Source organism: Pantoea sp. WEP (assembly GCF_041678305.1).
Lineage (GTDB): Bacteria > Pseudomonadota > Gammaproteobacteria > Enterobacterales > Enterobacteriaceae > Pantoea > Pantoea dispersa.
In genome coordinates this window covers 478,870-491,843 of record NZ_JBGNXB010000002.1, presented here as the reverse complement: position 1 = coordinate 491,843, position 12,974 = coordinate 478,870, and the positions used below count along the sequence as shown (strand labels likewise).

The window sequence follows — 12,974 nt, the reverse complement described above, 5'->3', positions numbered from 1 at the left end:
CCGTATCTGTTTCTATTTGCCTGGTGTGGCGCTGGAGATAAACTATCTCCGTTAAATTAAGGTGTTAAACGTTCTGATCAGAAGCCAAGTGATTTCGCATTCTCTGGCGTTACTTCGAGAATTTTATTAAAGCGAATCACTTTCTTATCCATATCGACGTCGGCTTTGCCCAGACCTTCAATGTTCAGGTCTTTAGTGACTTCTTTACCCTGCAACAGCTGATCGGCAACCGAAACCAGGGCGTAACCGGCATCTTTTGGATCCCACAGCAGGACTTTTTTGATGTCACCGCGCATCAGATATGGCGCAGCCTGAGCCGGCATAGCGATACCGACAACCGCGATCTTGTTTTTCGCGCGCTTCTGCTGAACCGCCTGGCCGGCACCTATCGGACCGAGCGAGCCGAAACCGATAATCCCTTTCAGATCAGGATAGGTTTTCATCAAATCCAGCGTGGTGGAATATGACTTATCAATATTTTCAGCCACTGGCAGGCGTGACGTGACTTCATGCATGTCCGGGTATTTTTCTTTCTGATATTTGATCGCCGCATTGGCCCACGCATTATGTAATGGCACGGTCAAAGAGCCGACATAAATGGCATAACCGCCTTTGCCACCCATATCTTTTGCCAGCTCGTCCATATTGGCTTCCGCATATTTCTGGCTGTCGATGGTTTCAACATCCCACTGACCAATTTGCTGGTCCGGCGATTCATGGGTTAATACCACGATGCCCTGGTCGCGCGCTTTTTTCAGTACCGGCTCCAGTACTTTGGCATCGTTTGGCACCACAATGATGGCGTCAACTTTTTTGGCAATCAGATCTTCAATCACCTTGACCTGCTGCGCCGGATCGGGCGTCGAGGCGCCAACCTGATAAGCGTTGACATCCAGCTTCTGCGCGGCTTCTTTTACGCCGACTTCCATGCGGGTGAACCACGGAATACCGGTAACTTTGGCCACCACGGCGATATCGTAAGGTTTGGCAGCGAATGAGGGTGTTGTGAATAACATGCACGCTGAAACCACACATGCACTGACTAATGCGAGGTTAAATTTCATTTTGGTACCTTTCTGATGAGGTTCTGATATAGGGAACAGGCGGTTGCTATTTAATTCACGCTCAGAGATTAACTTACCCGTACATAGGTTTTCGCGCAGATGTGATGGAAATGTGAGCAAAGCCCATAAATGTTAATATTAATGATTAAATATGTTAAATAATAGTTAATTTAGAGAAAGTTGTGGCACGATTCTGAGCTTTATGATGGCTTCTGCTGCCATTTTACAACATTAAAAGATCTATTAATTAACAATAATGTTACATTTAAAACACTCCGCAACGGGTTTTATGACTGCAAAGTCACCGCGATGTCTTTTAAATTGCACGGATTGTGAACAGCGTCACGGGAGCAGGCGAAGAGGTTTTGCACTGCCTGTGCAGATGCCCGGGCATGATGTAAGCCACATCCACACCAGAGGCAGGTCGGGCATGCACGCAGCTATGGTTCCTTATGAGCGAGGAGCGGACAGCGCTCAAAGATCAATCTCATATTCAATAGCCTCTTTAATTTTCGCCAGGGCCTCGCTCAGCTGATTCATCGTGACTGAGCCAAGAGCAAGACGAATAGCATGCGGCACACAGTTTGAGGTGCTAAAGGGCTCTGCTGTGGAAACAGAGATATTTTGCTGCATCAATCGATGTACAAGCCTGTCAGCCCTCACTTCCTGAGGCAGTGATAACCAGATAAAGTAAGCGTTGGCATGGCTTACCCATTCACTGTTCACAAGTATTTTGCGCGCCAGCGCCTGCCGCTGACGCGCGTCCCGTCTTTTCAGCGCCTCAAAGCGTTTAAGTGTGCCATCTTTAATCCAGTCGCAGACAATCGAAACCATGAGGGAGGGAGTATTCCAGGTCGTTGCCCTGATGGCTCGCTCCAGGGCGATTCGCATTTCAGCGGGACACACCACAGCACCGACGCGCAGGCCAGTGGCAACGCTTTTAGCAAAACCGGTAACATAAACGGTTCTTTCGGGCGCATAAGTGGCAAGCGGCGGCGGTGGACGACGGACAAGAAATGCATAGGCCGCGTCTTCGATGATAAGCAGATCGAACGTTCTGGCAATCCGGGCCAGCTCCCTGCGCTGGGCATCATTCATAACCCAGCCAAGCGGGTTATGCAGTGTTGGCATGGTATACACCGCGCGCAGGCGCCTGCGTTGGCAGATTTGCCTGAATGCCGTCAGGTCCGGTCCACTGGCATCAGCGGGTATTGCCACCAGTTCCAGATGATAGAGAGTGGCCAGGGCTTTGAAGCCAGGATAGGTCAGAGCATCTACAGCCACTACATCCCCGGGTTTTAGCAGCCCCATGACAGCAACGCTAAGACCATGCTGCGCGCCATTTACAATTAAAACCTCATCAGCAGATGCGGTCAGGCCGGAGTTACTCAGCCACAGCGCGATTGTCTCCCTGTCGCTTTGCCTGCCAGCGTGCGGCTGGTAACGCAACAGTGAAGCCAGATCGCCAGATGTGGCCAGCTGTCGCATTGCTTCGCGTAACCGTTCCGCCTGGTCCGGTAGCGAAGGATAGTTGAAGTTCAGATCGAGCACGTCAGACGCCACTGCGTGCTGATCCAGACCCAGCCCTACGGGCAGCGAAATTTCCCTGACAAATGTTCCTCTTCCGGTTTCTCCGCTCACCAGCCCCATGGCCTCCAGCTCTGCGTAAACACGGGTAGCCGTTGCCAGCGACACGTGCTTTTCAGCCGACAGCGCTCTGTGGGTAGGCAGGCGGGTGCCCGGCAGGAGCGCGCCTGTTTGTATCGCGGAAGCGAATTCATCCACGATGACTTTGTATCGAGCTTTCATGAATTGTATCTATGACAATTATTTGATTGTCATAGATGCTGTTACTTAGCATGGGCGCTGTCAACGTTATCAGTTAAATCATTTTTCGAACTTAATGAGGTCATTTGTGACAGCTACCAGGGTAAAAAATACACATACTGGCCTGAAGTCAGGTTGGATGAACGGGCTGGCAGGCGTGATCATCTTCAGTGGCTCTTTGCCCGCAACACGCATAGCAGTGCGGGAAATGGATCCCTTTTTTCTGACTTTTTCACGCGCTTCAATTGCCGGTGTGCTGGCCATTATGATGATTCTCTTTTTGAGTCAGGCTCGTCCTCAGCGACATCAGCTGATTTCTCTGGTTGTCGTTGCTGCAGGTGTAGTGGTTGGTTTTCCTCTTCTGACAGCCATGGCGCTGCAGCACGTTACCTCCGCTCACTCTATTGTCTTCCTCGGTCTGTTGCCCCTCGCGACGGCTATTTTCGGCGTTGTCAGAGGAGGCGAAAGGCCCAGGCTGGCTTTCTGGGTTTTTTCTGTTGCCGGCAGTCTGCTGGTGATAGGATTTGCCCTACTCCAGAAGGGTTCTGTATCAGTAACCGGCGATCTTCTGATGCTGGCTTCCGTGGTTGTGTGTGGCCTCGGCTATGCCGAAGGGGCAAAGCTTTCGCGTGAATTGGGAGGATGGCAGGTTATCTGCTGGGCACTGATTATTTCCCTGCCGTTGATGCTTGTTGCCACCCTGGAGACCTTGCCGGAGCGCATTGGCGAAATAAGCCTGCAGGCGTGGCTTTCACTGGGATATGTATCGCTATTCAGTATGCTGATTGGTTTCATTTTCTGGTACAGGGGACTGGCTGCGGGCGGCATCGCCGCTGTGGGACAATTACAGTTGCTGCAGCCATTCTTTGGTCTCGGACTTTCAGCAACGTTACTGTCTGAAACGGTAAGGCCGATGATGATTCTCATAACACTGGGCGTGATCCTGTGTGTCGTTGGCTCGCGCAGGTTTGCAGATTAGTCCTTAGCCTCCTGTCGTCTGGATTTACGTAAGTGTCCGCGTTGGGCAAAAAGTGAACCACAACATGCGACGATCAGCCTGATTCTTAATACCGGTACAGTTCATGCTATAAACGATGAAACTTTTCATTCACCGACGATTGAGGGAATTTTCATGTTTGCGGTTGAGGAAATAAAAAAGAAGTATCCTGGCGCAGATGCCTGGCAAATGGGTGACAGTGCGGAACTGGCCAGCAAGCTGGCGGAACTGGTAAAAAAAGGCATCAAAACAGCTTCCTGCGGATCGTTTACCGCTTACCAGCAGGAGGAGTCTGCTCCGAAGATTGGGAGCTATAACATTATTCTTGATGGTCAGAATACCCCGGTCTGTGTGATCAGATTGATTTCACTGTGGCTGGTGCGTTTTTGTGATGTTACAGAAGAGTTTGCCCGCAAAGAAGGTGAAGGCGATTTAAGTCTTGAATTCTGGCAGAAAGAACACCAGCGCTTTTTTAGCCGTGAAGGTCATTTTTCAGAAGATATGGAGTTGATTGCTGAAGAATTTGAAGTGGTGGAAGTGCTGTAAGATCAGGCAAAAGGTCAGCATTTTATCGGCGGCCATCAATAATAATGTCCGCTTTTAGCCTACAGAGGACTTAGCACAAGTCCATTTCTGCTATGAGCGCGAAGCGGTCATCCGCTGTTTATCGACAAAAATGCAGGCTTATAGCGTGGTTGCTTATTTATCAATGGGAAGCTGGTTTCTGTACATCTGTTGCTGTGTATGAATCGTAAATACATAGTTTAAACCGAATTGCATAGTGCTTGTTCCTGTACAAATCCCATCGCATTTATTGTGTAGCAATAAAGCTTTCATTTCATATAGTTGGATGGTCAATTTTCGAAACTCAGCAGGTAATCGAATGATCTTAAGTGTTAATCACGTTGGTTTTTCAGTTAAAAACATTGAAGACTCCGTGTTCTTCTGGACTCATATCCTTGGAGGTGAATTAATACGCGAAGGAAAAATGTCTGGACCCATAATCGATGAAGTCACAGGTGCAAGGGGAGCTGATGTACGGATGGCTTTGCTTGAACTGGCTGGTATCAAAATTGAATTACTACAATATAGTAATATAGAGCAGCCAGCAGAACCTTCAGCACCTTATATCCCAGGCTACGCTCACCTTGCTTTGACAGTTGAAGATCTTGATACACTGTTGAGCAAAGCATCGGACTATGGCTGGAAGACGCCGGGTAAACCTCAGACAGTGTTGTCAGGCCCCATGAAGGGAACCAGAGTAATATATTTACAAAGCCCTGATGGTCAGACGCTTGAATTAATGGAGCTTAGTCATTTAAGCCCATAGATTATCATCTGTTATCCTCTAATTAAAACAGTGACGTTTTCGATGTCCGCTTCTGACACACAGCCGACAACAATCGCTTTACCCGGCAGGCCATAGAAGATCATGAACCGATCTGTTTTGCAAAAACACGGCGATTAGCACTACATCAGCGAGACATGCTTCTGCTTTAAAACCATGCGCAGTTCTTTATCAGGCTCGCCATCGACAATCAGCGCACTGGCCAGATCCAGATCCCCAATCGCGAAGGCGGAGGCGGAATTGAGTTTCTCTTTTGACACCATGACAACGGTCTCGGCGGCTCTCCCCGCCAGCGCGCGTTTTATGCCAGCCTCTTCATAGTTGCCGGTCGTGAGGCCGGCGGTTTTATGCACGCCGGTAACGCCCATGAAAAACAGATCAGCATTAATACGCGCAGCCGCCTCATGGACAGCCGATCCCACCGCGACCACAGAGTGGCGATAGAGCAGCCCGCCCAGCGTTATCACTTCTACCCGCGGAAAATCCACCAGCGCAACCGCAATACCGGGGCTGTGGGTGATCGCCGTGAAAGCCAGGTCTGCTGGCAGCAACTGCACCAGTTCTGCTGTGGTGGTTCCGCCGTCAATAATCACCACCTGACCGGGTTGAATCAGCTTCACCGCCTTTTGCGCCACACACTGCTTGGAACTCATTTGCACGTTTTTGCGTTTTTCGAAGGATGCCAGCGCGGCTGACACCGGCAGCGCGCCGCCGTGCACGCGCTGTAATAGTCCTTCAGCGGCCAGTTCCCGCAAATCGCGGCGTATTGAGTCCTCGGATATGCCGAAACGCTGACTGAGCTCACCTGACATCACCTGATTTTCAGCCGCCAGAATCTTCAGAATCTGTTGTTTACGCTGGCTCGATAGCATAATTACCGCTCACGTTTTTTCTTGAATTCGCACGATTATGCATGATAGCGTCTGTTTTGTCATCTTCAGGAGGCAAGCTATGCAGCAGAAAATACGCAATATCCGTGAGCAGCTATTGTCCGACAACTGGTACATCCTGAAAAAATACAGCTTCGAACTGCAGCGCCGTGACGGCTCGTGGCAGGAGCAGCAGCGTGAAGCGTATGATCGCGGTAATGGTGCCGTCGTGCTTCTCTATAACCGCCAAAAGCGCAGCGTGGTGCTGACCCGCCAGTTTCGCTTGCCGGTTTTCATTAATGGTCATCACGGTTTTTTGATTGAAGCGGCTGCCGGGCTACTCGATAACGCTTCGCCGGAAACCCGCATTGTCGCGGAGGCAGAAGAAGAAACCGGTTACCGGGTGCAGCATATTGAAAAAGTCATGGAAGCCTTTATGAGTCCGGGTTCGGTTACCGAGAAACTCTATTTCTTTATCGCCGAATATGCTGATGACGATCGCCAGAGCAAAGGCGGTGGCCTTGCCGACGAGGGCGAGGATATTGAAGTACTGGAATGGCCTTTGACTCAGGCGCTGAGCGCAATTCGCAGCGGGGAGATTATGGATGCGAAAACCATCATGTTACTGCAATACGTTGCCATGAATATCCATTTTGAGGAGCCAATACCATGCTGATCCTGATCGCCGGCCCTGTGCGCAGCGGCACCGAAGGAGACCCGGTCTTAATTCACGCCAATATACAAAAATTAGATGAAGCCGCTCTGCAGGTTTATCACAAAGGGCATACGCCGGTGATTGGAGAATGGCTGGCATTACCTCTTGCCGCCGCCGCAGGTTCACAGGCAATCGGTGATGAAATCAGTGAGGCTTATCTTTATCCGGTTGCACATCGGCTTATTCAACATTGCGACGCGATCTTACGTATGCCGGGCGCGTCGCACGGCGCCGATAACGATATACGGATTGGCAGAGAACGCGGGTTAAAAATTTATACTGACATAGATGAGATTCCGATCGGGTGATTATGCTTTCACTGGATGGCGACGATGCCAGCGCGGCCATTCAGGCTTATGGACATTTGGCTTGTCGCCGTCATTCAAACAAGAGTATTTTTCGCGAATAAAACAAACTCATTGATGCCCGGGAAATATGCCAGTCTTGCTGATCGCTTTTTCTCTGCATCGTCTGATGCAGTGATTCATAACATCAGGCGGCCCTACCCGCAGCAGACTGACAACATCGTGCCAGCCTGAGTCAGGCATCTGAATTAATGCTATCGTGTCTGGCTTAACGCCTCACAGGCATGACAACGATAATTGGTACCAGGATGGAAACAGGCATGCTCATTCCGCGCACACCCTCTTCCGGCTGCGATTGCGATAATGACAGCGTAGCCACTCGTACAGAGTTCTGGCGCGATCCGTCGCTGGTTTTTGTCGAAAGTCGTCGCGCGTGTCACAGCCGCGCATGTTACAGACCACACAGTCACCCGACCTTTTCAATCGGCGCAGTTGACGCAGGCGGCAGCCTGTTCACAGGCGCATCCGGTGGCCCCTGTTCTTTACAACCTGGAATGATGGTTTTTATTCCCGCCGGCGCGGTTCACTCCTGTAATCCATTGCCCCATAAGCACTGGAGCTATCAGATGTTACATATAGATGCCGCGTGGTTAAATGCTTTACTTGCTGAAATGGACGATGTTTCAGGCAGCTTCATCAGTCAAGGTGAAGTTCGGGTGACGAATAATCAGGAGCGCTATCATCGCTTCTGTGAACTGAATAACCTCCTGTTTTCGACTGCCAGTACAGAAGACAAAAATACAGCGCTAATCGAGTTTATTGGCGACAGTAAATATGGCACCGGCCCGGTGAAAGCCTTTCCTGTCATGGCGTCTGACATCAGTCGGGCATTACACAACGTGATTGAAGTATTGCAGCAGGCTGAAAGGCAGCCGTGGGCGTTGTCGGAGCTGGCAAGCCTTTCAGGCATGAGTCGTTATCAGCTCATCAGAGCATTTCGCGCTGCGACTGGCATGACACCGCATGCTTATCAGCTTAATTTGCGCATTAACAAAGCACGTCACTGGCTTCAGTCAGGCTGTGACATTACCGATATCGCTTACCGGCTGGGTTTCGCTGACCAGAGTCATTTTCAGCGCGTATTTAAGGCCCACACTGGCGTGACGCCAGGCTGCTATCGAACCTGAGCGAGTGCAATTTTGTTCAATACAATCCTGCCCGGGAGTTGCACCCTATTAAAAATTTTTAAGAGGGTAATACCGTGTTGCAGCAATTTCTTATCGTGGCAGCAGCGCATTTTCTGGCGTTGCTGTCGCCCGGCCCGGATTTTTTTCTCGTGGCACGCACCTCAATCAGAGCCGGCTGGCGGCGCGCCGCCAATGTCTGCCTGGGGATAGCCATAGCGAACGGCGTGTTTATACTGGCTGCCTTCAGCGGTATCACGCTTTTCCATCCTGAGAGCATCAGTTTTATCGTTATTCAGCTCGCGGGCTGTGCTTATTTACTCTATGTCGGTCTGCTTTTTATCCGCTTTGCTGGCATGAGCTCATTGTCTGCCTGCAGCGTCAAAACAGCGGAATCAGTAACTCAGCCTGCTGGTGCCTCGAACCATTACCGTGAACTGGGCATGGGTTTTCTCTCCGGAATACTCAATCCCAAGAATGCGCTGTTTTACGTGAGTCTGGCCACGCTTATTGGTGGTGGCGATGCGATGGTGAATGTGAAAGTCGTCTATGGCATATGGATGTTTAGTGTCGTGCTGCTATGGGATTTACTGGTCGCCGCTTTCATTGGCAATCGTCTGGTACTCCAGCACTTTTCCCGTTTATTACCCTGGCTGGAACGTATCTCAGGAATGATGTTGATTGGCCTGGCATTGAGTGTCATCGTGGTTAATTTAATTTCGATAATCTGACAGACAGTAACGGGGTTCCATTTTTTATTGCACAAACCATTGCCTTTGCTGATGGCAAAGCCACTATCACCTTTTAGATGAAGGCATTATTTATGAGTGATTCTGCATCTACATCCATCGGTCTGCTGCTGTTCCCTGCGCTTACGCAGCTTGACCTGACCGGTCCGTTTGAAGTCTTTTCGCGGGCACCAGACACGAAAGTGCATCTCATCTGGAAAAATCTGGACCTTGTGGTGTCAGACCGGGGGATGGCGATTCAGCCAACCACCATGTTCGACGCGTGTCCCGCGCTGGATATAATATGTATTCCCGGCGGGCCGGGGCAGATAAACCTGATGGAGGATGAAGAAGTCCTGTCGTTTATCCGGGCTAAAAGTAAACAGGCGAAGCTGGTAACGTCAGTATGCACCGGATCGCTTGTGCTGGGCGCGGCCGGGCTTCTTGAGGGATATAAAGCGACGACGCACTGGGCTTCGCTGGATCAGCTGGCGCTATTGGGCGCAGAGCCAGTAAATGAGCGTGTTGTACGCGACCGCAACCGTATAACGGGCGCCGGTGTGACTTCAGGTATCGATTTTGCCCTCAGCGTCGTATCAGAGATGTTCGGACCGGATATCGCGCAAAACATTCAGCTGCATATGGAATATGACCCTGCCCCGCCCTTTGACTGTGGCTCGCCCCGCTCCGCATCTGAAGAACAGCTGAAAAAAGCTCAGCAACAGGTTGCGCCATTTATTGAAAAGCGGCGGCAGGCGACGCTGAAAGCCGCAGCCAGACTACAGAAATAACGGGCCGGCACGGAGCGGACTTCTCCACCGACGAATGCCTCGATGAGCGAAAAACGGACATTTCTCTCAATAGTCACGAGCCGGCAGATGCCCCCCTGGGTTCAGAGGATGAGCAGTGGAATGCCCGCGTTCAGAGTGAGTCCCAGACATGTCCGGCTTATTACATTACTGATATTTCAGAAATGAGGTGATGGTTAAGATTGCCGCCTCGTTCTATATTTCAATAAGGCAACACATACTATTAAGGACATCTGTCATGCTCACGCAACGCACGCTTAAAACAACCTTTGCTCTGGTGATTGGTTTCGCCGTTTTTGTTGCACCGGCTTATGCAAACCCTGGCAATGGCAATGGCAATGGCAATGGCAATGGCAATGGCAATCACGGTAATAATGGCGCGCACGGAAATAAAGAGCAGGGTTACGCATCGTCGAAAAACGAACATGGACATCGCAAAAACGCCCGACACCCCGATCATGTTCAATCTGATATCAGCTTCTCTCAGGCACGAGCGCTCGCCGTCAACTATGGCCTGGTAGGCTATCAGTCTCTGCCGCCGGGAATCGCTAAGAAAGTGGCGCGTGGGAAAGCATTGCCACCGGGTATTGCTAAGAAAAATTTGCCAGCATCGATGATAAATGCGCTGCCTAATTACCCCGGCTACGAGTGGCGCGCGGTGGGAGATGATTTAGTGCTTATTGCGTTGAGCACAGCAGTTGTGACCGCCGTGATTAACGGTGTGTTCAACTAACCACAGACTGCAAGCCCGGCTAAAAGAGATCGCCGGCAAAGTCATGTGTACGCAAACAACCTGTTTCCCGAATTGCTTGCAAATCAAACGGATGATGTCCGCTTTTCGCTCAAAGCGGACATCGGTCTGTTCGTCAATTCGTTCTATGGCAAAAGCCGATGTTTACGATTATCGGACTCAAATGCCCCCAGACGAAACTCACATAGTGCTGTATTTAGCGGCTATTTACTGAGTGGGAAAAGGTGAATCAAATTAGCGGCCAGGGGATAAATACCTAATGATCGCGTTGAAGCCCTGAGGTCGTCAATGGAGGCGCCTTCTTTCGGCATGCTTCCTCCCCACACCGTAATTCCTTCCGAAAGATGTGACGGACACTGCTGGCTTTCGTCACTAATTTCAACAGTTTCACCATTACTTAATGTGATAATCAAAGACGCAACATCCTGTGTTTCGGATGTTCCATTTTCTTTTTTAAGTGTAATTTTCATTAGCCTTTTCTCCGTCATGATCATTTATATGGTTATAATACCAGGCGTTTGGCTCCCTCGCACGATTATTATATAAATGTTGTGTCCCCTTCTCGCTCATCGCGAGAATTTGCGAATTATAAAATTGATAATTAAAAAAATTGATTATTACAAAGTTGAATAATCCGTTATCTCTTTCATGCCTAATAAATAACTTTAGCTGAGGAGGAATGTTGTCAGACGATGGCCAAAATGCCTCGAAGCTTGATATCCCCCTGTTGTGTCAGGTGATCTTTGTGCGGCTTCGTGCCTTGCGAAAGAGATGCTGCGCATGTGCATCAAACTGGATGAGCAGTGGGCAAATCTCTGCCGGATTTACGCTGATATGTCATTAATGTGGTCATGCAAGAGATAGCCAGCCACAGACAGGCAGTTTTCGTTCTCCCTCTTCCCACCGCCTGAATGTGTCTTAGCTCTTCTGAGTTACCTGGCTTTCAGGGTTTCAGAATGACTTTTGTCCAGCCATTATCACGATCATCAAAATGCTTATAGCCTTCGGCAGCATCTGCCAGAGCGAGACGATGGGAGATGATCTGCGCCGGATTGGCTCTGCCCTGATGGATAAGCCTTGCGAGCTGGCGGTTGTATGCTTTGACATTACACTGACCGGTCTTGATTGACTGACCTTTAAACCAGAAATTCCCAAAATCGAATGGCACTTTGCCCTCTTTTGCCAGGTCGGTCGCGCCTCCGGGATCCTGCGGAACAAAAACGCCGACCGCACCGATGCCGCCCGTTGCTTTAGTTGACGCGACAAGGCTGTTAAGCGTGGCAGAGTTATCTTCATGCCCATGTTTATTGCAACATTGATACCCTACACACTCGCAACCGCAATCCGTGCCGCGCCCGTCGGTTAACTCGAGAATTTTATTTACGGCCTCATCGCCCACCCCATTGATCGCTACTGCGCCCAGTTGTTCGGCCAGCGCCAGCCTGTCCGGATGGGTATCAACCACAAACACCTGCGATGCGCCTTTGATCATGGCCGAGTGAGCCGCCATCAAGCCGACCGGGCCTGCGCCGTAAATTGCCACACTCTCTCCGGGGTGCAATCCTGCCAGTTCAGTGGCATGCCAGCCGGTGGGGAAGATGTCGGAAAGTAAAACGTAGTCTTCCTCTTTTTCTACCGCATCCGGCGGCAGCACCAGACAGTTAAAGTCAGCATAGGGAACACGCAGTAACTCCGCCTGTCCGCCATCCCATTCGCCCATTTCAGCAAAGCCATAGGCGGCACCGGCCGTACCCGGATTTGCCGTCAGGCAATAGCCGGTTAACCCTTTCTCGCAATTTTCACAGAATCCGCAGCCGACATTAAAGGGCAGGCAGACATAATCGCCAACTTTGACCCGCTCAACCGCGCTGCCGATTTCAATGACCTGCCCAAGATTTTCATGGCCAAAGATGCGACCCTGTTCGAAGCTGGTTCGTCCTTCGTACATATGCAGATCTGAACCGCAGATATTGGTGGTGGTAATACGGACAAGCACATCGGTAGGGCGAACGATTTTGGGATCCGGAACCTCTTTGACTGAAACGTCAAAAGGTCCGTTATAGACGACTGCTTTCATGATGTTCTCCTCACGTGCATGATCAGTTATGACGGATGCGGCTGCGTGACACTTTGCGGTCGCCTCCCTCTCAGTGATGCTGCTTTTTCAATCAAACGGCTTGATTGAATGTGTAAGTGTAGAACAGCGCATGAAGTCGACTGGTGGTATTAATATTATGTAACTCTATGAATTGTAAGCGCCGTTTCGCTAAACGTCTTTTGTCTCCGCCTTCTTCCAGGCCCCTGGCGCACCACACCGCTACGCTGACTTAGCCTTGCACTGAATCCCGTAACCGCTATTGCCCGCACCCTCCGCCCG

14 protein-coding genes are annotated in these 12,974 nt (G+C 50.4%); 9 read left to right on the top strand and 5 right to left on the bottom strand.

Annotation, left to right across the window (positions count from 1 at the left end; translation table 11 throughout):
* Nucleotides 1-77 precede the first annotated feature (77 nt).
* Both ABVR31_RS21460 and ABVR31_RS21455 read right to left on the bottom strand, forming a co-directional pair.
* Nucleotides 78-1,064, bottom strand: coding sequence for an autoinducer 2 ABC transporter substrate-binding protein (locus ABVR31_RS21460; RefSeq protein ID WP_288422277.1), 987 nt, complete (start codon nucleotides 1,062-1,064; stop codon nucleotides 78-80).
* A gap of 474 nt (nucleotides 1,065-1,538) precedes the next feature.
* A complete protein-coding gene (locus tag ABVR31_RS21455; protein WP_372774487.1) occupies nucleotides 1,539-2,873 on the bottom strand; it encodes a PLP-dependent aminotransferase family protein in 1,335 nt (444 codons plus the stop codon).
* 106 nt (nucleotides 2,874-2,979) lie between these two features.
* On the opposite strand from ABVR31_RS21455, the gene ABVR31_RS21450 reads away from it, so the two are divergent.
* From ABVR31_RS21450 to ABVR31_RS21440, 3 genes are all read left to right on the top strand, one after another.
* Nucleotides 2,980-3,870: a DMT family transporter gene (locus ABVR31_RS21450; RefSeq protein WP_370515617.1), complete on the top strand. Its 891-nt coding sequence runs from the start codon at nucleotides 2,980-2,982 to the stop codon at nucleotides 3,868-3,870.
* A gap of 153 nt (nucleotides 3,871-4,023) precedes the next feature.
* The gene (locus ABVR31_RS21445; RefSeq protein WP_058758914.1) at nucleotides 4,024-4,434 is read left to right on the top strand and encodes an ASCH domain-containing protein; all 411 of its coding nucleotides are present in this window, start codon (nucleotides 4,024-4,026) and stop codon (nucleotides 4,432-4,434) included.
* Between the two features lie 337 nt (nucleotides 4,435-4,771).
* A complete protein-coding gene (locus ABVR31_RS21440) occupies nucleotides 4,772-5,218 on the top strand; it encodes a VOC family protein (protein ID WP_325924473.1) in 447 nt (148 codons plus the stop codon).
* A gap of 140 nt (nucleotides 5,219-5,358) precedes the next feature.
* Here ABVR31_RS21440 and ABVR31_RS21435 read toward each other — a convergent pair whose 3' ends face one another.
* A complete protein-coding gene (locus tag ABVR31_RS21435) occupies nucleotides 5,359-6,108 on the bottom strand; it encodes a DeoR/GlpR family DNA-binding transcription regulator (protein ID WP_325924474.1) in 750 nt (249 codons plus the stop codon).
* A 79-nt stretch (nucleotides 6,109-6,187) separates the two neighbouring features.
* On the opposite strand from ABVR31_RS21435, the gene ABVR31_RS21430 reads away from it, so the two are divergent.
* The 6 genes from ABVR31_RS21430 to ABVR31_RS21405 all read left to right on the top strand — a co-directional run bounded on the left by ABVR31_RS21430 (nucleotide 6,188) and on the right by ABVR31_RS21405 (nucleotide 10,579).
* The gene (locus ABVR31_RS21430) at nucleotides 6,188-6,781 is read left to right on the top strand and encodes an NUDIX domain-containing protein (RefSeq protein WP_325924475.1); all 594 of its coding nucleotides are present in this window, start codon (nucleotides 6,188-6,190) and stop codon (nucleotides 6,779-6,781) included.
* A complete protein-coding gene (locus ABVR31_RS21425; protein ID WP_372774484.1) occupies nucleotides 6,775-7,128 on the top strand; it encodes an NUDIX hydrolase in 354 nt (117 codons plus the stop codon). The genes ABVR31_RS21430 and ABVR31_RS21425 overlap by 7 nt, the downstream gene beginning before the upstream one ends.
* 317 nt (nucleotides 7,129-7,445) lie before the next feature.
* Nucleotides 7,446-8,312, top strand: a complete 867-nt coding sequence (locus ABVR31_RS21420) for an AraC family transcriptional regulator (RefSeq protein ID WP_288422267.1) — start codon at nucleotides 7,446-7,448, stop codon at nucleotides 8,310-8,312.
* 74 nt (nucleotides 8,313-8,386) lie between these two features.
* Entirely contained in the window at nucleotides 8,387-9,040 is a 654-nt protein-coding gene (locus ABVR31_RS21415; protein WP_372774482.1) for a LysE family translocator, read from the top strand.
* 92 nt (nucleotides 9,041-9,132) lie between these two features.
* Nucleotides 9,133-9,828, top strand: coding sequence for a DJ-1/PfpI family protein (locus ABVR31_RS21410; protein WP_372774480.1), 696 nt, complete (start codon nucleotides 9,133-9,135; stop codon nucleotides 9,826-9,828).
* A gap of 256 nt (nucleotides 9,829-10,084) precedes the next feature.
* Nucleotides 10,085-10,579, top strand: a complete 495-nt coding sequence (locus ABVR31_RS21405) for an anti-virulence regulator CigR family protein (protein WP_372774478.1) — start codon at nucleotides 10,085-10,087, stop codon at nucleotides 10,577-10,579.
* 221 nt (nucleotides 10,580-10,800) lie between these two features.
* On the opposite strand, the gene ABVR31_RS21400 is transcribed toward ABVR31_RS21405, so the two are convergent.
* Both ABVR31_RS21400 and ABVR31_RS21395 read right to left on the bottom strand, forming a co-directional pair.
* Nucleotides 10,801-11,067 (bottom strand): hypothetical protein, encoded by a 267-nt coding sequence (locus ABVR31_RS21400; RefSeq protein WP_372774476.1) that lies wholly within the window; start codon nucleotides 11,065-11,067, stop codon nucleotides 10,801-10,803.
* Between the two features lie 473 nt (nucleotides 11,068-11,540).
* Entirely contained in the window at nucleotides 11,541-12,674 is a 1,134-nt protein-coding gene (locus ABVR31_RS21395) for a glutathione-independent formaldehyde dehydrogenase (RefSeq protein ID WP_372774474.1), read from the bottom strand.
* Nucleotides 12,675-12,974: the final 300 nt, after the last annotated feature.